This is a genomic window from Pseudomonas sp. H3_D04, assembly GCF_054669175.1.
In genome coordinates this window covers 5,632,843-5,656,298 of record NZ_CP162801.1, presented here as the reverse complement: position 1 = coordinate 5,656,298, position 23,456 = coordinate 5,632,843, and the positions used below count along the sequence as shown (strand labels likewise).

The window sequence follows — 23,456 nt, the reverse complement described above, 5'->3', positions numbered from 1 at the left end:
GCTGGAGCGCGTGACTGTTAAACGCTGGGGGACGCAGCGCTGAGTTTTGCAGTGTCTGAGCTGGCCTCATCGCGAGCAGGCTCACACCCACAGGGTTTTGTGTTGAATACAAAATTTGCGTCCACTGAAGATCTCCTGCAGGAGTGAGCCTGCTCGCGATGAGGCCGGTCCAGCCAACACAATAATTGGGGATGTTTGCTAGCATTGCGTCTGAATCAATCCAGCCCAGACACGAGTGCTCAGCATGCAACTCCCGGACATGAACCTTCTGGTCGCCCTAGACGCCTTGCTCGATGAAGGCAGTGTGGTGGGTGCCGCGCGGCGGATGAACCTCAGCCCGGCGGCCATGAGCCGAACACTCACGCGAATCCGCGAGGCCATCGGCGATCCGATTCTGGTGCGCGCCGGTCGTGGTCTGGTGCCGACGCCCAAGGCGTTGGAGCTCCGCGAGCAAGTGCGCGACGTCGTCGAGCAGGCCGCATTGCTCTTTCGCTCGGCTGATGCGGTGGACTTGGGTTCGTTGCGTCGTCGGTTCAACATCCGGGCCAATGACTTCTTCGTCGGTGTCTACGGCGGCAAGCTGTTTGACACCCTCGACCGCCAGGCGCCGCATTGCGAGCTGCGCTACGTCCCCGAGGGCGATGGCGATGATGAAGCGCTGCGCGAAGGGCGCATCGACCTGAGCATCAGTAACACCCGGCCGCTGACCCCGGAAGTGAAGGTGCAGAATCTGTTTTCCACTCATTTCGTCGGCCTGGTTCGCGAGGACCATCCACTGTTCGACGAAGAGATCACGGCCGAGCGCTTCGCCGGTTTCTCTCACATCAGCATGTCCCGTCGCGGCATTGCTCGCGGGCCGATCGATACAGCACTCAATGCCCTTGGGCTGGAGCGACGAGTGGCGGTGATTGCGCCGAGTTTCCATGCGGCGATGTTTGCGCTGCCGGATTCCAACCTGATTTTACCGGTGCCCAAGGAAGCGCTCTTGAGTGTGCGGCGCCTGGGCTTGAAGCTGCGCTCGTTTACCCTGCCGGTTCCCTTGCCCACGCTGATGCTGACCCAGGCCTGGCACCCGCGTTTCGACAAGGATCCGGCGCATCGCTGGCTGCGTGAAACACTCAAGGCGTGCTGTGAGGAAACCTGGCTGGCCGCACAACCCACCTGAAATTGAACACTGTCCCCTGCAGGAGCGAGCCTGCTCGCGATAGGGCCATCACATTCAACATAGAGGTTGACTGAACCACCGCTATCGCGAGCAGGCTCGCTCCTGCAGGGGGTTTCACATTGCTGCGTCTGGCGCACTTATAACCTGCCCATAAGTCAATTTTCGTCAGGCCCCTCACTTCTTAAAATACTCCGTTATTCAAACCCGGAGCCTGCAGCAAATGACGTCCCCCTCGGTCACGGCATCTCTCGCCACGGCCAGTCCAGCCGCCGTTACGCCCCCTGTTTTCGGCCCGCGGATCATCATCGGTCTGGTGGGCGTATTGCTGGCGGTATTGGTGTCGGGTCTCAATGAGATGGTGACCAAGGTCGCGCTGGCTGACATTCGCGGCGCAATGGCGATCGGCTACGACGAGGGCACCTGGCTGGTTGCCAGTTACACGGCGACCTCGGTTGCCGCCATGGCCTTCGCGCCCTGGTGCGCGGTGACGTTCTCGCTGCGGCGCTTCACCCTCTGCGCCATCAGCGCCTTCACCCTGCTGGGCGTGTTGTGCCCGTTCGCTCCGACCTACGAAAGCCTGCTGCTGATGCGTACGTTGCAAGGTCTGGCCGGCGGCGCGCTTCCGCCCATGCTGATGACCGTTGCGCTGCGTTTTTTACCGGCCAATGTGAAAGTTTATGGCTTGGCGGGTTATGCCTTGACGGCCACCTTCGGTCCAGGGCTCGGCACGCCTTTGGCCGGTTTGTGGACCGAGTACGTCGGCTGGCAATGGACCTTCTGGCAAATCATCGCGCCGTGCCTGATCGCCATGGCGGCGGTGGCCTATGGTTTGCCGCAGGATCCGCTGCGTCTGGAGCGCTTCAAGCAATTCAACTGGCGCGGCTTGCTGCTGGGTTTTCCGGCGATCTGCATGTTGGTGATCGGCATCCTTCAAGGCAATCGGCTGGACTGGTTCGAGTCGAGCCTGATCTGTGGATTGCTCGGCGGTGGGTTGCTGCTGTTGGTACTGTTTTTGATCAATGAATGGTCGCAGCCGATTCCGTTTTTCAATATGCAGATGCTCGGCATCCGCAACCTGTCCTTCGCCTTGCTGGCCCTGGCCGGTGTGTTGGTCGTGTTGCTGGCAGTGATCATTATTCCGTCCAGCTACCTGGCGCAGGTTCAGGGTTATCGCCCGGTTCAGACCGCGCCGATCATGCTGCTGGCGGCCCTGCCGCAGTTGATCGCGCTGCCGTTGGTGGCGGCGCTGTGCAACCTGCGTTGGGTCGATTGCCGCTGGGTGCTGGGGCTCGGCTTGAGCATGTTGGCGCTGTCATGCATCGGCGGTTCGCAGCTGACCTCGGTGTGGATTCGCGACGATTTCTACGCATTGCAATGGCTGCAAATTTTCGGTCAACCCATGGCGGTGCTGCCTTTGCTGATGCTCTCGACCGGCAGCATCACGCCGATGGAAGGCCCGTATGCCTCGGCCTGGTTCAACACCGTGAAAGGCTTGGCGGCGGTGATCGCCACCGGGGTGATCGAGGCGTTGACCACGTCGCGGCTGCATTTCCATTCGACCATGCTGGTGGACAACCTCGGCAACTCCCCTCTGACCAACAGCGACGGCGCCGGCCTTGCCCATCGGCTGCATGAGCAGGCTGTGGTGCTGACGGCATCGGATCTTTATCTGTGCATGGCCGGCGTCGCGCTGACGTTGATCTTGCTGATTTTCTGGCTGCCGACGCGGATTTATCCACCGCGTGCACCGACATGAATGCTTCACTGAAACAGAAGGTTTTTATGACGACTCAAACAAAGCAAAAAGTGGCTGTCGGCGTCGCCGCAGTGGTGGCGGTCGGCGTGCTGATTTACCTGCTGGCGCCAGGCGTTTTCGGTAAGCGCAGCCAGCAGAACACCAATGATGCCTTCGTCTCGGCGGACTTCACTTTGGTGGTGCCTCGCGTGGCGGGTTTCATCAAGGAAGTGCTGGTGGAAGACAACCAGCAGGTCAAGGCCGGGCAGTTGCTGGCGTTGATCGATGACCGCGACCTGCGTGCCGCCGCCCAAGCCGCCGATGCCGAAACGCTGGTGGCCAGGGCGCAACTGCAAAATGCTAAGGCGACCCTTGAACGCCAGACGTCGGTGATCGCTCAGGCCCAGGCCACGGTGGTGTCGGCCAAGGCTGAAATGGCCTTCGCCGAGCATGAACTGAACCGCTACAACCACCTCGCCGGGGTCGGTGCCGGCACTGTGCAGAATGCTCAGCAAGCGCGCACGCGCATCGATCAGGCCTCCGCGCGGTTGGCCAATGTCACGGCGGTGCTGGCGGCGGAACGCAAGCAAGTGGAGATCCTCACCGCGCAGCGCGACGCGGCCGACGGTGGATTGAAGCGGGCGCAAGCGGCGCTGGAAATGGCCAGCTACGAGTTGTCTTACACGCGCATCGTTGCCCCTCAGGACGGCATGGTGGGCGAGCGGGCTGTGCGGGTCGGCGCTTACGTAACGCCGGGCAGCAAGATTCTGGCGGTGGTGCCGCTGGCACAGGCTTACGTGGTCGCCAATTTCCAGGAAACCCAACTGACCGACGTGAAGCCTGGGCAGGATGTGCAAGTGCGTGTCGACAGCCTCGGAGGCGAGGTCCTGACGGGGCGCGTCGAGAGCATCGCGCCGGCGACCGGTGTGACGTTTGCGTCGATCAAACCGGACAATGCCACCGGCAACTTCACCAAGGTGGTGCAGCGAATTCCGGTGAAGATCATTCTGGATCCGGGGCAGGCATTGGCCGAGCGGTTGCGGGTGGGGATGTCGGTGGAGGCGAGGATTGATACGGCCAGTGAGGCGACTGCGTCCGAGGTGGTTCAGCGATGAAGATCTGCGTTGGCCACTGGCCTCAACTCACCCTGTGCGCCTCGCTGGTCATGAGCCTTTCCGCCTGCACCGTCGGCCCCGACTTCCAGAAGCCTCAACCCCAAAAAATCACTGAATGGTCAAAACCATCAAAAGCCGCCGCCAGCGAAGCGGTATCCACCGACATGAACGAACGCTGGTGGGACGTCTTCAACGACCCAAAACTCTCGGCCCTGACCCAGCGCGCCTTGACCGATAACCTCGATCTGAAAATCGCCAGCAGCCGCTTGCAGCAAAGCCGTGCGGCGCGTCAGGTCATCACGGCCGACCGTTATCCGAATACCGCCGCCACCGGCAGCTACGGGCGCAAACGCAACAGCGGAGAAGGTCTGAACGACCCATCAGGCAACAACGGTGATTCGGCGTTCAACCTCTGGGACGCAGGTTTCTCCGCCTCCTGGGAACTGGATTTCTGGGGCCGTGTGCGCCGCGAAACCGAAGCCGCCGATGCGACCCTGGAAGTCGCGGAAAACGATCGCCGTGGGGTGCTGCTGTCGGTGCTCGCCGAAACCGCTCAGGACTATATTCAACTGCGCGGCGTACAGAGCACGCGGGCCGTTACCGAGCAAAACCTCGAGGTCGCCCGGCACAGCCTGAAACTCTCGCAACTGCGTCTGGCCGACGGCGTTGCCACTGACCTTGATGTCGCCGAAGCGGCTGCCCAAGTCGCCGCCATCGAGTCGCGTCTGCCCGCGCTGGAACAGCGCCAGTCACAACTGATCAACGCCCTGAGCTTGTTGATGGGCGAACCGCCTCAAGCGCTCCAGGCCGAGTTATCCACAGACGCCCCCGTGCCTTCGACACCGCGCCAGGTCGCCATTGGCCTGCCGTCGCAATTGGCTGAACGCCGCCCGGATATTCGTCAGGCCGAAGCCCGACTGCACGCCGCTACTGCGAGCATCGGCGTGGCCAAGGGGGACTTCTATCCGCGGATTACCCTGTCGGGCAACATCGGTTCGCAAGCCATGCAACTGAGCGATTTCGGCTCTTGGGGCTCGCGCTTGTTCGGCATCGGCCCGCAATTCAGCCTGCCGCTGTTCGATGGCGGCCGCCTGCGCGGGGTCCTGAACTTACGCGAGGCCCAGCAACAGGAAGCCGCCATCGCCTACCAGCAAACCGTCCTGCGCGCCTGGCATGAAATCGACGATCAACTGAGCGCCTACAACGCCAGCCAACTACGCCGCGACAGCCTCGCCGAAGCCGTCCGCCAAAACCGGATCGCCCTGCGCACCGCGCAGCAGCAATATGTGGAAGGGGTGGTGGATTTCGTTAACGTACTGACAGTGCAAGGCGCCTTGTTGGCGACACAGGAGCAGTTTGTCGAGAGCTCGACCGGGGTGTCGCTGGCGATGGTGGGTTTGTATAAGGCGTTGGGTGGGGGATGGGAGTCGGTGTATCCGTTGGCTAGTGTCGTTACCAGTAATCCGGTTTGATGGCGGGAGCCTTATGGGTCGGTACCCGTGTCTGAAATTGGTGTACCTGCAACTCTTCAGAGGTGACGACACGCCGCATCCAGTGAGAGTGCTCCTTCAAAGAACCTGGTGATGGGCGGTTTAACTCGGCACGGTGAGGAAGAATGACCCCGACTTTCATGTCAGGAAAATCTTCTCGAATTGCTTTCAGGGCTGGAGTCATGTCTGTGTCACTGGATACCAGGACTAGCTGTTCGATTTGTTTATTAGCATGGAACTTGGTCTGTCTTGCGGCTGTGCGATACATGCTGATCGCAATGTGGACATCTGTCTCTTTCTCTTCAAGCTTCCAGATGTCGACTTTGTCTTGGCGAGAGGCGCCAGTTTTTCTGTCAATGAAGCGAGGTGCTTTCGCGGGCTCAAGCTTATGGCGACCGTAGTGAACGGCAACGTTGGTTGCTTTTAATGCACGCAAATAGGTGTCTTGAGCTTCTTTGGAGGCTCGGCCGCGAGTTGAAAGCTCTGGCTTGACGGATGAGGTGAAGTAATCAACCGAGATTAATGAGCTTTGGGGATTCTCGATGTAAGCGACATGGCCCAGCAAACTTTTCAGATTGAGCCATTTGTATGGCGTGCCCGCGAGTAATCCATAGAACACGTTGTAGCCATCGACAAAAAACGCGGTTCGCACAAACTCAATCCTCTGAAACGAAAAAACCGGCCGAAGCCGGTTTCTTCACCCCAACGGCCAGTGAATTTAATCTCTGCGTACGGGGTTCAGTTGGGGAATCCTAAGTCGGGTGTGTCATATACGTCAACCCACTGGCTGATCAACATTTGACTCGATTGAAGGATTTCCAGCGCCGGCGAGTCAGTTTTGATCGCCGACCTTGGTGATGGTCAAGGCGTTATCGGCCTGAGTTATTAGTAATTGCTACAGGAAGAGTGTTGAGGTGCTGCATTTCGATAAAGGTTTGAAGTGTCGATCGCTGCTCTCCGTATCGATTGAAAGTACGTTCCCAATCTGATGTGGGATTTATTACCGATAGCTACTGAAGGAAAGCCCACGTTTTCGTGCTGAGAAATCAGGCAATTTTGAAACAGCACATTTCTATCCAAGGACATCTATCCACTTGACGCCCACCCACCCTGTCATAGACTCCGCTCATCCGTCAGGGAGATACGGTTATGCGGCGTTTTTGTGTTTGGGTTATTGGATTGACCGTTGTGTCCTGCGCAGTCCACGCGCAAACGCCCGCGCCAGACGATCCGTTGTTGGAAAACAGCACCGCTGGCAGCAATGCGACAACCAGCAGCGAGGCCCGGGGCGTGTTGCGTGCTCGGGATCAGGCGGTGCTCGCCAGTGAGTTGTCCGGGCGCATTGTCGAGCTGCCGTTCAGTGAGGGCGAGTCGTTCAAGAAGGGCGATACGCTGGCGCGTTTCGATTGTTCCGCTTATCAGGCCCAGCTCAATGCGGCGCAGGCTGCCAACCGTGGTGCGGGTGAAGAGCTGTCCCACAACAAACAGCTGGCGGCGTTGAATTCGGTCGGGCGTTTTGAAGTGGCGCGGGCCCAAGCCAAAGTCAGCGAGACGCAGGCGCAGTCTCAGGTTTATCAGGTTCAGGTGAAACGCTGCAGCGTGCTGGCGCCGTTCGATGGCCAGGTCGTCGAGCGCAAGGTCAAACGCTATGAAAGCGTGGCGGCCGGTGCACCGTTGCTGGATGTGGTAGACAATCGAACGCTGGAGATCCATCTGCTGGTGCCGTCACGCTGGATGGCCCGGCTCAAGCCCGGTCAGACCTTCAGCTTTGTCCCCGATGAAACCGGTCAAGCGCTGGATGCCACAGTCAAACGCCTCGGCGCTCGAATTGATGAAGGCAGCCAGACCTTGTTGCTGGTTGCAACACTGCCCAATGCCAACGGTTTGCTGGCCGGCATGAGCGGTACGGCGCGTTTCGCGGAGCTTAAATGAACGCGCCCGCTGCGAGCGGTGCCGAACAGGTCTTCGCCAGGTTTCTTGATCTCGAACGCCTGACCCGCGCTGCACGCACGCCTGCGCAACTGGCCTACAGCCTGGTCAATGACGGGCAGGCGCTGTTTGGTTTTCGTCATGCGGCGCTATTGATTGCCGGCAAGGTGCAGGCGGTGACGGGTGTCAGTGCCGTCGACCCGAATGCGCCATTCGTGGCGTTCGTCGAGCAGGCCGTGGCGCAGTTGTTCAAGGCCGGTGTGCTGAAGCAGGCAAGGGTGATACCGGCGAATGTCCTCAGCGAATCGATTCAGGCCGATTGGCAAAGTCTTTCGGCGGCTCAGGTGTTTTGGCTGCCGCTGATCGATCACCAGGGCGAGGTATTCGGTGGGCTGTGGCTGGCGCGGGACCTGCCGTGGAACCCTTCCGAGCAAGTGCTGCTGTCGCAACTGGGCGACACTTACAGCCATGCCTGGTTGGCGCTGCAACCGCGCAAACCGTGGCGGCTGCGCTGGACCCGAAAACGTCGGGTGGCACTGGTCGCCGTGCTGTTGCTCGGGTTGCTGATCCCTGTGCGCCAATCGGTGCTGGCGCCGGCAGAAGTGGTTCCATTGGGCGGCCGCGTGGTGGCTGCGCCCTTGGACGGCGTGATTGCCGAATTCCTGGTCAAACCCAATCAGACGGTCAAAGCCGGCGACCTGTTGCTGCGCTTCGAAAGCACCACGCTCAAGGCCCAGGCCGATGTGGCCGAACGCGCCTTGGGGGTGGCCGAAGCTGAACTGAAGGCCAATTCCCAACGCTCGTTCGCCGATGCCGAGTCCAGCTCGAAGATCGATCTGCTGGCTGCGCGAGTCGAGCAAAAACGCGCCGAACGGGATTACGCCCGCGAATTGCTCAAACGCAGTGAAGTCCGCGCCGAGCGCGGCGGTATCGCGGTGTTCGCCGATGCGGAACGCTGGACCGGCAAGCCGGTGCAGACCGGCGAGCGGCTGATGGAAATTGCTGACCCGACCCAGGCCGAGTTGCGCATCGAACTGGCGGTGGGCGACGCGATATCCCTTGAGCCCGGCGCGCAAGTCGCGCTGTTTCTCGACAGCGATCCGTTGCAGCGGCACTTGGCGAAACTCGAACGCTCGGCTTATGAGGCGCAACCCACCGCTGCCGGACAACTGGCTTATCGCCTGGATGCGAATTTCGAGGGCGCACCGCCGCGCATCGGCCTGCGCGGCACCGCTAAAATTTTCGGCGACCGTGCTCCGTTGGCGTTGTACCTGCTGCGTCGACCTCTGGCCGGGTTGCGCCAGAGTGTGGGGCTTTAGATGAGCCTGCCGAGCCTGCGGGCCGACTTGCAATTGTCCGTGGCGACTCCGGCCCTCGATGGCTCGCCGCGCTGGACCCTCGCCGACCCAGTGCGCGGGCGCTATTTCAAACTCGGTGCCGCCGCGATGCGGTTGCTGCGTCATTGGTCGTTGGGGGATCCCGAGCAGGTGTTACGCGCCGCCAACCGCGAGCCCGGGTTGCCACTCGATGGCGCGGAGCTTGAGCAGTTGCTGGGCTTTTTGCGTGGCCACGACCTGATCAGCGCACTCGATCCGCAACAGCGCGCCAGTTACAGCCTGAAGGCGGCCGCCCAGCGTCAGACGCTGTGGCAGATCCTGCTGCACCAATACCTGTTTTTTCGCATTCCCCTGTGGCGCCCCGACGCTTTTCTCAATCGTGCCTGGCCATGGATCGAGCGCTTCGGCCCGCGGGCGCTGCGCTACGGGTTGCCCGTGACGTTGGGGCTCGGGGTGTTTCTGGTGTCGCGGGACTGGCAGCGGTTTATCGCCACCTTCCCGCATCTGTTCAGTCTCGGCGGCGCTCTGGCGTTCGGTGTGGCGCTGTTTTTCGCCAAGCTCTGTCACGAGTTCGGCCACGCCTTCATGGCCAAGCGCGCGGGTTGTCGGGTGCAGAGCATGGGCGTGGCGTTCATGGTGTTGCTGCCGATGTTTTACACCGACGTCAGTGATGCCTGGCGGGTCAATGATCGTCGTGCGCGACTGTTGATCGGCGCCGGTGGTGTGCTGGCGGAATTGCTGCTGGCGAGCATTGCACTGCTGGTCTGGTCATTGCTGCCGGACGGTCCCGGGCGCACCGCTGCATTCATGCTCGCCAGTGCCACCTGGATCACCACGCTGGTGATCAACCTCAACCCGTTCATGCGCTTTGATGGTTACTTTTTGCTCAGCGACTTTTGGGAAGTGGACAACCTTCAAGGGCGAGCCTTTGCCTTGTGTCGTTGGCGGTTGCGCGAGTTTTTGTTCGGCTATGGGGCTGCGGCGCCGGAGCCCTGGTCGCCGAAGATGCAACGTCGATTGCTGATCTGGGGCTATGGCGCGTGGCTGTGGCGTGCGGCGTTGTTTCTCGGGATCGCGCTGGCGGTCTATCACCTGTTCTTCAAGGTGTTGGGGATTTTCCTGATGCTGGTGGAGCTGGTTTGGTTCATCTTCCTGCCGATCTTGAGTGAGTGGCGGCAATGGTGGAGCCGACGGGAGCAAGCCTCTGTTCCCCGCGTGTTGCTCAGCGGTCTGGCCTTGCTCGGACTGGTGCTGGTGCTGGTTTTGCCGTGGCGCAGTGCGGTGGAGCTGCCGACGATGCTGGAAGCGGGACGCGCCAGTGCGTTGCACGCGCCCGTCGCGGCGCGGGTCAAAACGGTGAACGTGCAGGACGGTCAGGTGGTTGTCCAGGGTGAGGTGCTGATCGAACTGGAATCGCCGGACCTGGACTCGCGCCAGGCCATCGTCCGGCGTGAAATCCAGATCCAGCAGTTGCAGATGCGCCGTCAGGCCAGTCGCAGCGAAACCGCCGCCGACGCCGGGATTATCGAGCAACGCCTGGCGGAGGCGGTGGCCGACTATCGCGGACTGGCCGCCCAGCGTGAACGTCTGCTGCTGCGCGCGCCCCACGCCGGCACCGTGCGCGATCTGTTGCCGCAACTGGTGGCAGGTCGCTGGTTGTCGACCAAAGATCCTCTGGCGCGGGTCGTTGAAGACGGTGCACGGTTGCGTGGCTATCTGGCCGAAGCCGAACTGTGGCGCGTGGCGCCGGGGGCCACCGGGCGGTTCATTGCCGATGATCCGATGCACCCGGCGATCGCCGTGCAATTGACCGAAATCGACACCAATGGCGCGGCCTATGTCGATCAGGAAGCGCTGACGTCCGATCACCACGGGCCGATTGCCGTGCGCCGGGATGCGCATCAACGGGCTGAGCCGGTGCAGGGACAATACGGAGCGCGGTTGAGCACCCTCGAAGCCGCGTCGACGCCGATGCAACCCTTGCGCGGCGTGGTGGTGTTGCAGGGCCGCGGCGAGTCGTTGTTGGGCGTGGCCTGGCGCCGCATGGCGGCGCTGGGTGTCAGGGAAAGCGGTTTCTAAGGAGAGCAGGTGATGGCGAATACCGAATCAGTGGCGGCCGATGGTTTGGTGGTTCGGCCCTCGCGGACCAGCGATGGGCCTTTTTTGCACAGTCTTTACCAGGCGGCGCGGCCGGATCTGCAATGGATCGACGGTGAGCGAGAGGTGGTGGAGCAGGTGGTCGCCCAGCAATTTCAGGTGCAGGAACAGGGATTGGGGGAGCGATTCCCCAACGCGATGCATTACGTGATTGAAAAGCTCGACACAGCCATCGGCGCGCTGACCACCGATTTTGGCCCCAATGAAATTCGCGTGTTGTACCTGGCATTCATTCCACAGGCCCGCGGCCAGGGTTTTGGCCGCAAGGTGCTGCAAGGTGTGCTACAAGCCGCCCAACAGATCCGCTGCCCGGTGGCTACGGTGGTCTGGGCCAACAATCCCCATGCGCGCCAGCATTACCTGGCGCTGGGGTTTCAGGTTGAAGAGTGCAGCCCGGCGGCGGAGCGGTTGGTGTGGTATCCACAAGGCTGAATCCACCCCCTGTAGGAGCGAGCCTGCTCGCGATGGCGGAGTATCAGTCACCATAGATGTGAATGAACCACCGCCATCGCGAGCAGGCTCACTCCTACAATGGGATTTCGGTATGTTCAGTTGAAGGCGATATAGAAATACCCCATGTCCGGATCACGGCCCATGGCCGGCACACGAGAGACAAAAATGCCCTGCACCTGACCCAGCATCGGTAACTCCAGCGTGCATAACCCATCCACAAACGCTGTGGGTTCCAGGCTGTTGAACTGGACACTGAACGGCACGCGCTCGCTGTTTGGCATCCGCGAATGGGGCGTTTCTTCAAGCGTGTCGATATGGATCGACAACTCACTGCCATCCGGCAGCCGCAGCGAGCCTGTCTTGCCCAGCAGGGTCTGAAAGTGTTGGCTTTGAACCTGTTGCAACATGGCGTCACTCCCGAAAAACAGCCGGGGGATGGGTATCCCCCGGCCAGACCTCAATTGCGAGAAGGGAACAACCCGTTCAAGGCGATGCTGAAGTTGAGCACCAGGAATGGGTTCATCGTTTCCATCGGCAAACCGTTACCGGCCGACGAGATTTCCCCCGTCACGGCAGTGGCCACGCCCTTCAGCGGTACCGCCGCAGCGCCTTGCGCATCAGAGAAGATGCTCGCCGAGCCCGGGCCGCCGCCCGAAGCACCGATGTACGAGTTGGTCGCGGTTGGAGCGGTGACCGGGTTGCTCGCCGGGCTGGCCAGTTGCAGGGTGGTGGTGGCCGTCAGCCCGGACAAGGCATGGGTGTGATTCGGCAGGTTGGTGATGGTCGCGGTGACGTTCTCGGTCCCGGAGATTTCGCCAATGACCCGTGGTGTCAGGTTCAGCCCGTTGCCCATGCACACCGGCATTCGGCCTTGCAGGTTGGGTAGCATGAAGTTGGTGGAGCCATTGCCGCCGAAGTTGACGCCGAGCAGGGCAAATAGCGCGTTGTATTGCTGGACCGCCAGCGTCTGGCCGTTGCACAGGGCCCAGCCGTTGGGAGCAAAGTTAAAGGCGAAAGGCTGAATAGTGCCCATGAATACTTCCATAGTTCCTTATCCCTCAGGTTAGTGTCTGAAGCGTCACGTAAGGCCCGGTTATCCGGGCGGATCGCGCTGATCAGCCGACTCCATTCATCTCCGTGGCTGGGTCACGCCAAGCCAGAGCGTAGTAGATCCGGATGATTGCCGAATGTCGTTGGTCGTAAAGCCAGCATCGACGACGGCGCTGACGCTGACCTACAGTGATGACACGCTTCACGCTTTTTCACTGGCAGTCCCGAGGGGAGCAATGGAGGCGTACAGAGAATTGCCACTTGAGGGCACCCAAGGCCCGCAAGCGACACCCGGTGCCTGGGCGAGCGTCAAGCGCTTGCTTCGGTGGGTGCGCGAACATTGGCTGTTGCCGATCCTCGCGTTGGCCGCGCTGGTGCGTTTCTACGACCTGACGGCGGCGGCTATCTGGGGCGACGAAGGTTCCAGCCTGCTGATGAGCCAGTTTTCGCTCGGCGGGATCTGGCTGCACGCCGCGTACGATGTCCACCCGCCGCTGTATTTCATGCTGCTGCACGGCTGGGTCGAGCTGTTCGGCGACGGTATATTTTCGATCCGCAGTTTCAGCGCGCTGCCCGGGATCGCCACGGTGTGGCTCGGCGTCTGGCTGATGGACTTGCTCGCCACCCGGCGTGCCGCGCTGCTGGCCGGTTTGCTGCTGGCGCTGCTGCCTACGGCGGTGCGATACAGCCAGGAAGTGCGGATGTACTCACTGCTGGGCCTGTGGCTGATCGGTGCGACGATTGCCTTGGTCTACTGGATCCGATACCCCCGGCGCACGCGTTATCTGGTGGCGTATGTGCTGCTCATGACAGCGGCGTTCTACACCCATTACTTCACCGCCCTGTGCGTGCTTTGCCATTGGCTGTATCTGGGGGTGATCCGCCTGCAACCAGGTTACCGCTTGCGGCATATTCAACGCCCCGGCTGGTGGCTGGCGAACGTGGCGATTGTGTTGTTGTACTTGCCTTGGGTGCCGAGCCTGATCGATCTGGTCCAGCACATGGATCAGCTCAAGGCCAATGGCGATGTGGGATGGGAGGCACCGGTCACGTTCGGCTCGTTGCCGTCGATGATCTGGTCGTTTCTGATCCAGGACGATGGCGAGAACCTGCCGACCCTGATTTTCAGCACGTTACCTTTGGCGTTGCTGGCCTTGATGTGGGTGGCGCTGGCGCGGGATCGCAGCGTGATTCGGGGCAGTGCGCTGGTGGTGATCTACACCGTTGTGCCGTTGCTGGTAGTGTTTGGGGTGTCGTTTGTCTCGCCGGTGTTCATCGAGCGTTACCTCACTGCCTACGCCCTCGGCCTGCCAATGATTGCCGCACTGGCCATTGATCGCCTGTACTCAGGGGCCCGGGTGTTGGCCATGACGGTGCTGGTGTTGTTTGCCGGTGTCGAACTGGTGGGCCTGAATAACAACGCCACGGTCGATAGCAACGACCAGTTCAACGTCATGGTCAATTACGTCAACCAGCACTTCGTTGCCGGTGACCGAATCGTCACCAGCGACATGCTTTGGTACCTCAGCTACGTCTATTACAACCGCACCGACGCCAAGCCGTTGCTGTACACGCCACCGTTATCAGGCGGTGCCTCGAGCCGGCCGAGTGCTTATGGTTTCGGCACGTTGGTGACCCCGGACATTTACCTCGATAGCCTTGGCACCTTGCCTAAAGGCACGGGGCGCGTGTGGTTGATCGGCACTGTCGGTGTGCCGGACGAGTTCGCCCCGTTGCCCGCCGGCTGGCAGAGCGTTGGCCAAACGCAGGCAGGAGGCGCCAATGCGCGCTTGTTCGTGATGCGTTAAGTCAGTAACAAAAATCTTGTTTTTCAGACGATTTAGCTTCGATTTGATATCAAAACACTACTACTGCTTCGGCCATTCATAGTCTACGCTCCGTCATACATAAAGGACTGATGATCAGGTGAAGGGATGCAGCAGTACCACTTTATCTCCGGCTTGCCGCGTTCAGGCTCGACCCTGCTTTCTGCAATCCTGTTGCAGAACCCGCGTTTCCACGCCGGCATGACCAGCCCCGTTGGCGCCCTGTTTTCAGGTGTTCTGGAACAGTGCAGCGCCGGCAGTGAGTTTGGCGCGGTGATCGATACCGATCTGCGCCGACGCTTATTGCGCGGTCTGTTCGACTCCTTCTACGCCGACAAGGCCGACAAACCGGTGGTGTTCGACACCAACCGGCTATGGAGTTCGCGCTTGCCGGCCATCAGCGACCTGTTCCCGCAAGCCAAGTTCATTGCCTGTGTGCGCAATGTCGCCTGGGTCATGGACAGCATCGAGCGTTTGTACCGCGCCAACCCCTTTGAAAACACCAAACTGTTCGGCGACGCGATCGAGCGCAACACCGTCTACAGCCGTTGCGAAACCCTGGCCCAGCGCAATCGCCTGGTGGGATTTGCCTGGGCTGCGCTCAAGGAAGCCTATTACGGCGAACACGCCGAGTCGCTGCTGATCGTCGACTACGACCTGCTGACTCAGGCGCCGGATCGGGTGATGCGGCTGGTCTACGACTTCATCGGCGAACCCTGGTTCGAGCATGACTTTGATCACCTCGCTTACGACGCGCCAGCGTTCGACCAGGCCCTGGGGGTTTCGGGCCTGCACAAGGTCAAGCCGAGGGTCGAACTGCAATCGCGGCGAACGATTTTGCCGCCGGACTTGTTCAAGCAGTACGCAGAATTGTCCTTCTGGCTCGATGGCTCAGCCAGCGCCGCCAATGTCATTCGCATGAAAGCCGATGCCGCGATCAGTTGATCGCGGCATTTTCATTTTCGCGTCACGAAAGTTCGAGTCCGGGTGAGCAGCATGTGGTGGAGCAAAGGCAAGTCGCGGGTTACCGAAGGTGCACGGGCGCTGGCCTCGCCCATGATCATGTCCCTGGAGCCGCGAATGTTGTTCGACGGCGCGGTCGCGGCCACCGTGGCGGATGCCGCCCAGCCTGAAAGCCATCCCACGGCCGACGCGGCGAAAGCGCCGGCGAATGATCAGCCGGTCGCCAGCCAAGACACCCACGGCCAGGCCGATGCCACGCCGGCTTCAACACCCGTTGCCGTACCGGGGCAGAGCGTGGTATTCGTCGATTCCCGGGTCAAGGACGCCGACAGCCTGCTCAAAGGCGTGGCGCCTGGCACTCAAGTGGTTCAGCTGGACGCGAGCCGGGACGGTCTGCAACAGATTGCCGATTATCTGGATACCCATCAGGGCATCAGTTCGGTGCAAATCATTGCTCACGGCAACGCGGGCGACCTGTGGCTGGGCGACAGCTATCTGTCGGCCGACAACGTCGCGGCCCGAAGTGCGGTGCTGGCGGAAATCGGCAAGGACATGAATGCCGGCGGCGACATCATGATCTACGGCTGCTACACCGCCGAAGGTGAGCGAGGCTTGAGTTTTGTCGATTCCCTCGCGCAGCTGACCGGCCGTGATGTAGCCGCTTCCAGCAACCGCACCGGGATCGGCGGCGACTGGGACCTGGAAATTGTCACCGGCAACATCGAAAGCGCCAACGTGCTGTCGACCACGGCCATGAGTGAGTATCAGTGGGGCCTGGCGACCTGGACTGCTACCAACAACGGCAACACCGGTATCGGCTCGTTGCGTGCCGCCATCGCCTCGGCGCAGAACGGCGATATCGTCACCTTCAACGCCAGCATGACGGTGCAGCTGACGTCCGAACTGCTGATCAACCAGAACATCACCGTCGATGGCGACTTGAACAACGACGGCGTGGCTGACGTAATTCTCGACGGTCAGTACCGGACCCGGGTGATTGAAATTGCCGCGGGCAGAACCGTGACCCTTGATGGCCTAGTGATTACCCGTGGCCTGGTGGCGGGAACGGGCGGTAACGGTGGCTACGGTGCCTCAGGGGCCATGGCCGGGGGGATTTTCAACGCCGGCATCCTGACCCTTAACAACGTCAGCGTGACCTCCAATGCCGCTTCCGGCGGCGGTGGCGGCGGCGGTGTCACGGGTGCTTATTACGGCGGTGGCGGTGGTGGTGGCGGCGGTTTGGGCGGTCAGAACGGCGGGCACGGTGGCTCGGCCGGGCCGGGCACCGGCACGTTGGGCGGCCAGGCTGGCAGCGCCAATGCCGGCGGCTACGGTGGCGGTTATGACGCGACCCACATGGGCGGTCGCGGTGGCGCCAATACTGGCGGCGCGGGCGGGCTGGGCGTGTCCTATTACAGTAACGGCGGTAACGGCTCGACGGCCACCAATGGCACGATTTCCATTGGCGGCGGGGGCGGTGGCGCCGGTTGGGACAAAGTTGGTGGCGCTGGCGGCAACGCGGCGGGCGGGATCTACAACGCCAGCAGCGGCACCATTACCATCATCGGCACTTCGACCATCAGCAACAACATCGGCGCCGGTGGTGGCGGTGGCGGTGGCGGTGGCCAAGGCAGCAATGCCAGCAATGGCGGCATCGGCGGTCGGGGCGTCGGCGCGATCTGGAACAAAGGCACGCTGCTGATCACGGCCTCCAACTTCGCGGCGCTGGCTGGTAATGCCGCGGCCAGTGGAGCAGGCGGTACCGCGCAGGGTGGAGGTACAACCGGCACTTCGCCGACCTCCGTCGCTACTATCTTCAACGACGGAGGTGTACTCAACACCGCGTATGCGCCGCCGCCGACCGCAACCATTGTGGTCGCTGACACCACGCTGAGCATCGGCGAAACGTCCTTGGTGACGATCACCTTTTCCGAGGCCGTGACCGGTTTCACCAATGCCGACCTGACCATTGCAAATGGCACCCTGAGCGCCGTCAGCAGCGCCGATGGCGGCATCACCTGGACGGCCACCTTCACGCCGACCGCGAGCATTTCCGATACGACCAACCTCATCACCCTGGACAACACCGGGGTGAACAACGGCCTGGGCACGGCCGGCGTCGGTACCACGAACTCCAATAACTACGTGGTCGACACCTTGCGCCCCACCGTTGGCATCGTGTTCACCGACACCGCGCTGAAGGTCGGCGAAACATCGCTGGTGACCTTCACCTTCAGCGAGGCCGTGACAGGTTTCACCAACGCGGACCTGACGATTGCCAACGGCACCTTGTCGGCCGTGAGCAGCAGCGATGGCGGCATCACCTGGACGGGCACCTTCACGCCAACCGCCAGCATCACTGACGCGACCAACCTGATCACCCTCGATAACACCGGGATCAGCGACCTGGTCGGCAACGCCGGCAGCGGCACCACCGATTCGAACAATTACGCCATCGATACCGTGCGCCCGACCGCGACCATCGTGGTGGCCGACACGGCACTGAAAATCGGCGAAACCTCGCTGGTGACCATCACCTTCAGCGAAGCCGTCAGCGGTTTCACCAACGCCGACCTGACCCTCGCCAACGGCACCCTGAGCGCGGTGAGCAGCAGCGACGGCGGCATCACCTGGACGGCGACCTTCACACCGACTGCCAGCGTCAATGACACAACCAACCTGATCACCCTGAACAACACCGGGGTCAGCGACCTGGCGGGCAACGCCGGCAGCGGCACCACCGATTCCAACAACTACGCCATCGATACATTGCGTCCAACGGCAACCATCGTGGTGGCGGACACCGCATTGAGAATCGGTGAGACCTCGCTGGTGACCATCACCTTCTCCGAGGCGGTGAGCGGTTTCACCAACGCCGACCTGACTATCGCCAACGGCACATTGACGGCCGTGAGCAGCAGCGACGGCGGAATTACCTGGACGGCGACCTTCACGCCGACCGCCAGCATCAACGACACAACCAACCTGATCACCCTGAACAACACCGGGGTCAGCGACCTGGCGGGCAACGCCGGCAGCGGCACTACCGATTCGAACAACTACGCCATCGACACCGTGCGGCCAACGGCAACCATCGTGGTGGCGGACACCGCATTGAGAATCGGTGAGACCTCGCTGGTCACCATCACCTTCTCTGAGGCGGTCAGCGGCTTCACCAACGCCGACCTGACGATTGCCAACGGCACGTTGACGGCCGTGAGCAGCAGCGATGGCGGCATCACCTGGACCGCGACCTTTACCCCGAGCGCCAGCATCAACGACACGACCAACCTGGTCACCCTGAACAACACCGGCATCGCGGATCTGGCGGGCAACGCCGGCAGCGGCACTACCGATTCCAATAACTACGCCATCGACACGGTGCGTCCGACGGCCACGATTGTGCTGGCCGATACCACCCTGACCGCGGGCGAAACCTCGCTGGTGACCATCACTTTCTCCGAGGCCGTCAGTGGTTTCACCAACGCTGACCTGACGATTGCCAATGGCACGTTGACGGCCGTGAGCAGCAGCGATGGCGGCATCACCTGGACTGCGACCTTCACGCCTACCGTTGGCGTGAATGACCTGAGCAACGTCATCACCTTGGCCAACACTGGTGTGGCCGATCTCTCCGGTAACACAGGCAGCGGCACCACCAATTCCGGCAATTACACGATCGACACCGTGCTGCCGACGGCGACTATCGTGGTCGCCGACAATGCGCTGAGAATCGGCGAAACCTCGCTGGTGACCATCACCTTCTCCGAAGCAGTGACCGGTTTCAGCAACGCCGACCTGACCATCGCGAACGGCACGCTCAGCGCGGTGAGCAGCGCCGATGGCGGGATCACCTGGACGGCCACGTTCACGCCGACCGGCAGCATTACCGACGCGACCAACCTGATCGTGCTCAACAACAGCGGTGTGCAAAACGGTTCGGGCAATGCCGGCAGCGGCACCACCAACTCCAACAACTACGCCATCGATACCGTGCGCCCGACGGCCACCATCGTGGTGGCGGACACTGCACTGAGCATCGGCGAAACCTCGCTGGTGACTATTACCTTCAGCGAAGCGGTCAGCGGTTTCACCAACGCCGACCTGACCCTTGCCAACGGCACGTTGAGCGCGGTGAGCAGCAGTGACGGCGGCATCACATGGACGGCGACCTTCACCCCGAGTGCCAGCGTCAATGACACGACTAACCTGATCACCCTGGACAACACCGGGATCGCGGATCTGGCGGGCAACGCCGGCAGCGGCACCACCGATTCCAACAACTACGCCATCGATACGCTCCGCCCTACCGCGACCATCGTCCTGGCAGACCCGACCCTGAGTGCCGGCGAAACCTCGCTGGTGACGATTACGTTCTCCGAGGCCGTCAGTGGTTTCACTAACGCTGACCTGACGATTGCCAATGGCACGTTGACGGCCGTGAGCAGCAGCGATGGCGGCATCACCTGGACTGCGACCTTCACGCCTACCGTTGGCGTGAATGACCTGAGCAACGTCATCACCTTGGCCAACACTGGTGTGGCCGATCTCTCCGGTAACACAGGCAGCGGCACCACCAATTCCGGCAATTACACGATCGACACCGTGCTGCCGACCGCCACCATCGTGGTCGCCGACAATGCGCTGAGAATCGGCGAAACCTCGCTGGTGACCATCACCTTCTCCGAAGCGGTGACCGGTTTCAGCAACGCCGACCTAACCATCGCGAACGGCACGCTCAGCGCGGTGAGCAGCAGTGACGGCGGCATCACCTGGACGGCCACATTCACGCCGACCACCACCATTACCGATGCCACCAACCTGATCACGCTGGACAACAGCGGTGTGCAAAACGGTTCGGGCAATGCCGGCAGCGGCACCACCAACTCCAACAACTACGCCATCGATACCGTGCGTCCGACGGCCACCATCGTGGTGGCGGACACTGCACTGAGCATCGGCGAAACCTCGCTGGTCACGATTACCTTCTCGGAAGCGGTCAGCGGTTTCACCAACGCCGACCTGACCCTTGCCAACGGCACGTTGAGCGCGGTGAGCAGCAGTGACGGCGGCATCACCTGGACGGCGACCTTCACCCCGAGTGCCAGCGTCAATGACACGACTAACCTGATCACCCTGGACAACACCGGGATCGCGGATCTGGCGGGCAACGCCGGCAGCGGCACCACCGATTCCAACAACTACGCCATCGATACGCTCCGCCCTACCGCGACCATCGTCCTGGCAGACCCGACCCTGAGTGCCGGCGAAACCTCGCTGGTGACCATCACCTTCTCCGAGGCCGTCAGTGGTTTCACCAACGCTGACCTGACGATTGCCAACGGCACGTTAACCGCCGTGAGCAGCAGCGACGGTGGCATCACCTGGACCGCGACCTTCACGCCCACCGTCGGAGTGAATGACCTGACCAACGTCATCACCTTGGCCAATACCGGCGTGGCTGACCTTGCTGGCAATACCGGCAGCGGCACCACCAATTCCGGCAATTACACGATCGATACCGTGCTGCCGACGGCGACTATCGTGGTCGCCGACAACGCCCTGAACATCGGTGAAACCTCCCTGGTGACCATCACCTTCAGCGAAGCCGTGAGCGGTTTCAGCAACGCCGACCTGACGATTGCCAACGGCACGTTGAGCGCGGTGAGCAGCAGCGACGGCGGCATCACCTGGACGGCGACTTTCACGCCGACCACCAGCATCACCGATGCCACCAACCTGATTACCCTGGACAACAGCGGTGTGCAAAATGCCTCGGGCAACGTGGGCAGCGGCACCACCGATTCGAACAACTACGCCATCGACACCGTGCGCCCGACGGCCACCATCGTGGTGGCGAACACCACGCTGGCGCTGGGCCAAACCTCGTTGGTCACCATCACGTTCAGCGAGGCGGTCAGCGGTTTCTCCAATGCCGACCTGACCATCGCCAACGGCACATTGAGTGCGGTGAGCAGCAGCGACGGCGGCATCACCTGGACGGCAACCTTCACGCCGACCGTCAGCGTCAACGATGCGACTAACCTAATCACGCTGGACAACACCGGCATCGTCGACCTGGCCGGTAACGCGGGCAGCGGCACCACCGATTCGAACAATTACGCCATCGATACCGTGCGCCCGACCGCCACCATCGTCTTGAGTGATACGACTCTGAAACCGGGCGAAACCTCACTGGTGACCATCACCTTCAGCGAGGCGGTCAGCGGTTTCGACAACAGCGACTTGAGCATTGCCAACGGCACGTTGAGCGCCGTCAGCAGCAGCGATGGCGGGATCACCTGGACCGCGACTTTCACCCCGACCCTCGGCGTGACCGATGCGACCAACCTCATCACCCTGAACAACACCGGCATCGCAGACCAGGCCGGTAACGCCGGTACGGGCACCACCAACTCCGCCAACTACGTGGTGGAAACCCAAGTGCCGACCGCGACCATCGTGATCGCCGACAACGCCCTCAAGGCCGGCGAAACTTCAGGCGTGACCATCACCTTCAGCGAAGCGGTGAGTGGTTTCAGCAACGCTGACCTGACCATCGCCAACGGCACGCTGAGCAATGTCTCGTCCAGCGACGGCGGCGTCACCTGGACGGCGACCTTCACGCCAACGGTCGACGTGACGGACAGCAGCAACCTGATCAGCCTCGACAACAGCGGTGTGATCAATGCGTCAGGCAACAGCGGCGTGGGCGTGACCGATTCCAATAATTACGCCGTCGACACGGCGCGGCCGACCGCCACCATCGTGGTCGCGGACAATCGCCTCGGTATCGGCGAGACCACCACGGTGACCATCACCTTCAGCGAAGCGGTGTCCGGTTTCGACTTGTCGGACCTCAGCGTGGCCAACGGTGTGCTGTCCAACCTGGCCAGCAGCGACGGCGGCGTGACCTGGACCGCGACCCTGACGCCGACGGCGAACATCAACGACACCACCAACCTGATCCTGCTCGACACCGGCAACGTGGCTGACGCGGCAGGCAATGCCGGTGCCGCGATTGCCATTTCCAACAACTACGCCCTCGATGCCACGCGCCCGACCGCCACCATCGTGGTCGCCAATTCGCATTTGGGCATTGGCCAGACCACGCTCGTGACCTTCACCTTCAGCGAGGTGGTCAGCGACTTCGACTTGTCGGATTTGAGCGTGACCAACGGCGAGTTGAGCAACCTGGCCAGCAGTGACGGCGGCAAGACCTGGACCGCGACCTTCACGCCCACAGCAAATATGTCCGACCCGAGCAACTTCATCGCCCTCGACACCAGCAATGTCGCCGACCTGGCAGGCAACATCGGCAGCAGCTTCGCCGTGTCCAACAATTACGCCATCGACGGTGAACGGCCGACCGTCACCGTCGTGGTCGCCAACCCCAACATTGGCGTCGGGCAGACGTCGCTGGTGACGATCACGTTCAATGAAGCAGTGAGCGGTTTCGATCTGTCCGACATCAATGTGGCCAACGGCACGTTGTCCGACCTGTCCAGCAGCGACGGCGGCACAACCTGGACCGCGATGCTGACGCCTACCAACAATGTCAGCAACGGCAGCAACGTGATCAGCCTGAACATCGCGGGCGTCAGTGACGGTTCGGGCAATGCCGGCAGCGGCGCCAGCCAGTCGAATAACTTCGCGATCAACACCGTATCGACCCCAAGTGTGTTGGTGCCGGTCGATCCGGTGATCCCCGTCTCGCAACCCGTAACCGTTGCCGAGCAACCGAACGTGCCGCTGCAACCGATCATTTTCGCCGCGCCAACGGGCGCGCTGGGCTCGCCGCTGACCTTTACCCCGCTGTTCGAAGACCGGGTGATCGGCAACGGCATCCGGCCGCTGGGGGACATTTTCATCAACCGTGGCGCGCTGACCCGCAGCTTCATCGCCCAGGTATTCAGCAGCAGCGACAGTGGCGGCGATGGGTCAGGTCACGGTTTCCTTGGCTTTGGGGGTGGCGATGGCGGGGTATTCAGCACCAGTACGCTGTCGAGTCTGTTCAATCAGGACACCAGCAGTGAACGCGGCGAGCTGAACTCTTTCGGCAGTCATTCCATCAGGGGCGGGGATGTTTCCCAAGGACTGCGCGGCGTGTTTGGCGCGCTGACGCTGAACGAGCAATTGCAACAACTCAAAGACACCGAGCAACGGCAGGTCGACAGCCTGGCCGCAGCGTTGAAACAGGTCGGCATCAGCGAAATGCAGGCCTGAAATAACCATA

14 protein-coding genes are annotated in these 23,456 nt (G+C 61.6%); 11 read left to right on the top strand and 3 right to left on the bottom strand.

Annotation, left to right across the window (positions count from 1 at the left end; translation table 11 throughout):
- Positions 1-244: 244 nt before the first annotated feature.
- The 4 genes from AB4N91_RS26020 (at position 245) to AB4N91_RS26005 (ending at position 5,487) form a co-directional block, all read left to right on the top strand.
- On the top strand, positions 245-1,165 hold the full coding sequence (locus AB4N91_RS26020; RefSeq protein WP_154913441.1) for a LysR family transcriptional regulator: 921 nt from the start codon (positions 245-247) through the stop codon (positions 1,163-1,165).
- 220 nt (positions 1,166-1,385) lie between these two features.
- A complete protein-coding gene (locus AB4N91_RS26015) occupies positions 1,386-2,921 on the top strand; it encodes an MFS transporter (RefSeq protein WP_010464923.1) in 1,536 nt (511 codons plus the stop codon).
- Positions 2,922-2,947: 26 nt separating this feature from the next.
- The gene (locus tag AB4N91_RS26010) at positions 2,948-4,015 is read left to right on the top strand and encodes an HlyD family secretion protein (RefSeq protein ID WP_154913445.1); all 1,068 of its coding nucleotides are present in this window, start codon (positions 2,948-2,950) and stop codon (positions 4,013-4,015) included.
- A complete protein-coding gene (locus AB4N91_RS26005; protein ID WP_460111891.1) occupies positions 4,012-5,487 on the top strand; it encodes an efflux transporter outer membrane subunit in 1,476 nt (491 codons plus the stop codon). Before AB4N91_RS26010 ends, AB4N91_RS26005 begins: the two co-directional genes overlap by 4 nt.
- On the opposite strand, the gene AB4N91_RS26000 is transcribed toward AB4N91_RS26005, so the two are convergent.
- Positions 5,468-6,157: an NYN domain-containing protein gene (locus AB4N91_RS26000; RefSeq protein ID WP_460111890.1), complete on the bottom strand. Its 690-nt coding sequence runs from the start codon at positions 6,155-6,157 to the stop codon at positions 5,468-5,470. The genes AB4N91_RS26005 and AB4N91_RS26000 overlap by 20 nt on opposite strands.
- Positions 6,158-6,654: 497 nt before the next feature.
- On the opposite strand from AB4N91_RS26000, the gene AB4N91_RS25995 reads away from it, so the two are divergent.
- Genes AB4N91_RS25995 through AB4N91_RS25980 form a run of 4 tightly spaced genes read left to right on the top strand, consistent with a single transcriptional unit; the run spans position 6,655 to position 11,360 of the window.
- Positions 6,655-7,437, top strand: coding sequence for an efflux RND transporter periplasmic adaptor subunit (locus tag AB4N91_RS25995; protein WP_154502473.1), 783 nt, complete (start codon positions 6,655-6,657; stop codon positions 7,435-7,437).
- Positions 7,434-8,753, top strand: a complete 1,320-nt coding sequence (locus AB4N91_RS25990) for an efflux RND transporter periplasmic adaptor subunit (protein ID WP_102594837.1) — start codon at positions 7,434-7,436, stop codon at positions 8,751-8,753. The genes AB4N91_RS25995 and AB4N91_RS25990 overlap by 4 nt, the downstream gene beginning before the upstream one ends.
- A complete protein-coding gene (locus AB4N91_RS25985) occupies positions 8,754-10,850 on the top strand; it encodes an HlyD family efflux transporter periplasmic adaptor subunit (RefSeq protein WP_460111889.1) in 2,097 nt (698 codons plus the stop codon). It begins immediately after the preceding gene.
- Positions 10,851-10,862: 12 nt separating this feature from the next.
- Positions 10,863-11,360, top strand: a complete 498-nt coding sequence (locus AB4N91_RS25980) for a GNAT family N-acetyltransferase (RefSeq protein WP_460111888.1) — start codon at positions 10,863-10,865, stop codon at positions 11,358-11,360.
- Between the two features lie 116 nt (positions 11,361-11,476).
- Here the strand turns inward: AB4N91_RS25980 and AB4N91_RS25975 are convergent, their stop codons facing one another.
- Both AB4N91_RS25975 and AB4N91_RS25970 read right to left on the bottom strand, forming a co-directional pair.
- Positions 11,477-11,788 (bottom strand): DUF6916 family protein, encoded by a 312-nt coding sequence (locus AB4N91_RS25975; RefSeq protein WP_424479449.1) that lies wholly within the window; start codon positions 11,786-11,788, stop codon positions 11,477-11,479.
- A gap of 50 nt (positions 11,789-11,838) precedes the next feature.
- Positions 11,839-12,426 (bottom strand): phage tail protein, encoded by a 588-nt coding sequence (locus AB4N91_RS25970; protein WP_083375317.1) that lies wholly within the window; start codon positions 12,424-12,426, stop codon positions 11,839-11,841.
- Positions 12,427-12,667: 241 nt separating this feature from the next.
- Between AB4N91_RS25970 and AB4N91_RS25965 the strand changes: the two genes are divergently transcribed.
- The 3 genes from AB4N91_RS25965 to AB4N91_RS25955 all read left to right on the top strand — a co-directional run bounded on the left by AB4N91_RS25965 (position 12,668) and on the right by AB4N91_RS25955 (position 23,446).
- A complete protein-coding gene (locus tag AB4N91_RS25965) occupies positions 12,668-14,239 on the top strand; it encodes a glycosyltransferase family 39 protein (RefSeq protein ID WP_154913449.1) in 1,572 nt (523 codons plus the stop codon).
- Between the two features lie 126 nt (positions 14,240-14,365).
- Positions 14,366-15,202, top strand: a complete 837-nt coding sequence (locus AB4N91_RS25960) for a sulfotransferase family protein (protein ID WP_460111887.1) — start codon at positions 14,366-14,368, stop codon at positions 15,200-15,202.
- Between the two features lie 51 nt (positions 15,203-15,253).
- Positions 15,254-23,446, top strand: coding sequence for an Ig-like domain-containing protein (locus AB4N91_RS25955; RefSeq protein ID WP_460111886.1), 8,193 nt, complete (start codon positions 15,254-15,256; stop codon positions 23,444-23,446).
- Positions 23,447-23,456: the final 10 nt, after the last annotated feature.

Coding starts and splice junctions, on each gene's coding strand:
- AB4N91_RS26020 (WP_154913441.1), top strand. CDS start 245: ATGCAACTCCCGGACATGAACCTTCTGGTCGCCCTAGACGCCTTGCTC.
- AB4N91_RS26015 (WP_010464923.1), top strand. CDS start 1,386: ATGACGTCCCCCTCGGTCACGGCATCTCTCGCCACGGCCAGTCCAGCC.
- AB4N91_RS26010 (WP_154913445.1), top strand. CDS start 2,948: ATGACGACTCAAACAAAGCAAAAAGTGGCTGTCGGCGTCGCCGCAGTG.
- AB4N91_RS26005 (WP_460111891.1), top strand. CDS start 4,012: ATGAAGATCTGCGTTGGCCACTGGCCTCAACTCACCCTGTGCGCCTCG.
- AB4N91_RS25995 (WP_154502473.1), top strand. CDS start 6,655: ATGCGGCGTTTTTGTGTTTGGGTTATTGGATTGACCGTTGTGTCCTGC.
- AB4N91_RS25990 (WP_102594837.1), top strand. CDS start 7,434: ATGAACGCGCCCGCTGCGAGCGGTGCCGAACAGGTCTTCGCCAGGTTT.
- AB4N91_RS25985 (WP_460111889.1), top strand. CDS start 8,754: ATGAGCCTGCCGAGCCTGCGGGCCGACTTGCAATTGTCCGTGGCGACT.
- AB4N91_RS25980 (WP_460111888.1), top strand. CDS start 10,863: ATGGCGAATACCGAATCAGTGGCGGCCGATGGTTTGGTGGTTCGGCCC.
- AB4N91_RS25975 (WP_424479449.1), bottom strand. CDS start 11,788: ATGTTGCAACAGGTTCAAAGCCAACACTTTCAGACCCTGCTGGGCAAG.
- AB4N91_RS25970 (WP_083375317.1), bottom strand. CDS start 12,426: ATGGAAGTATTCATGGGCACTATTCAGCCTTTCGCCTTTAACTTTGCT.
- AB4N91_RS25965 (WP_154913449.1), top strand. CDS start 12,668: ATGGAGGCGTACAGAGAATTGCCACTTGAGGGCACCCAAGGCCCGCAA.
- AB4N91_RS25960 (WP_460111887.1), top strand. CDS start 14,366: ATGCAGCAGTACCACTTTATCTCCGGCTTGCCGCGTTCAGGCTCGACC.
- AB4N91_RS25955 (WP_460111886.1), top strand. CDS start 15,254: ATGTGGTGGAGCAAAGGCAAGTCGCGGGTTACCGAAGGTGCACGGGCG.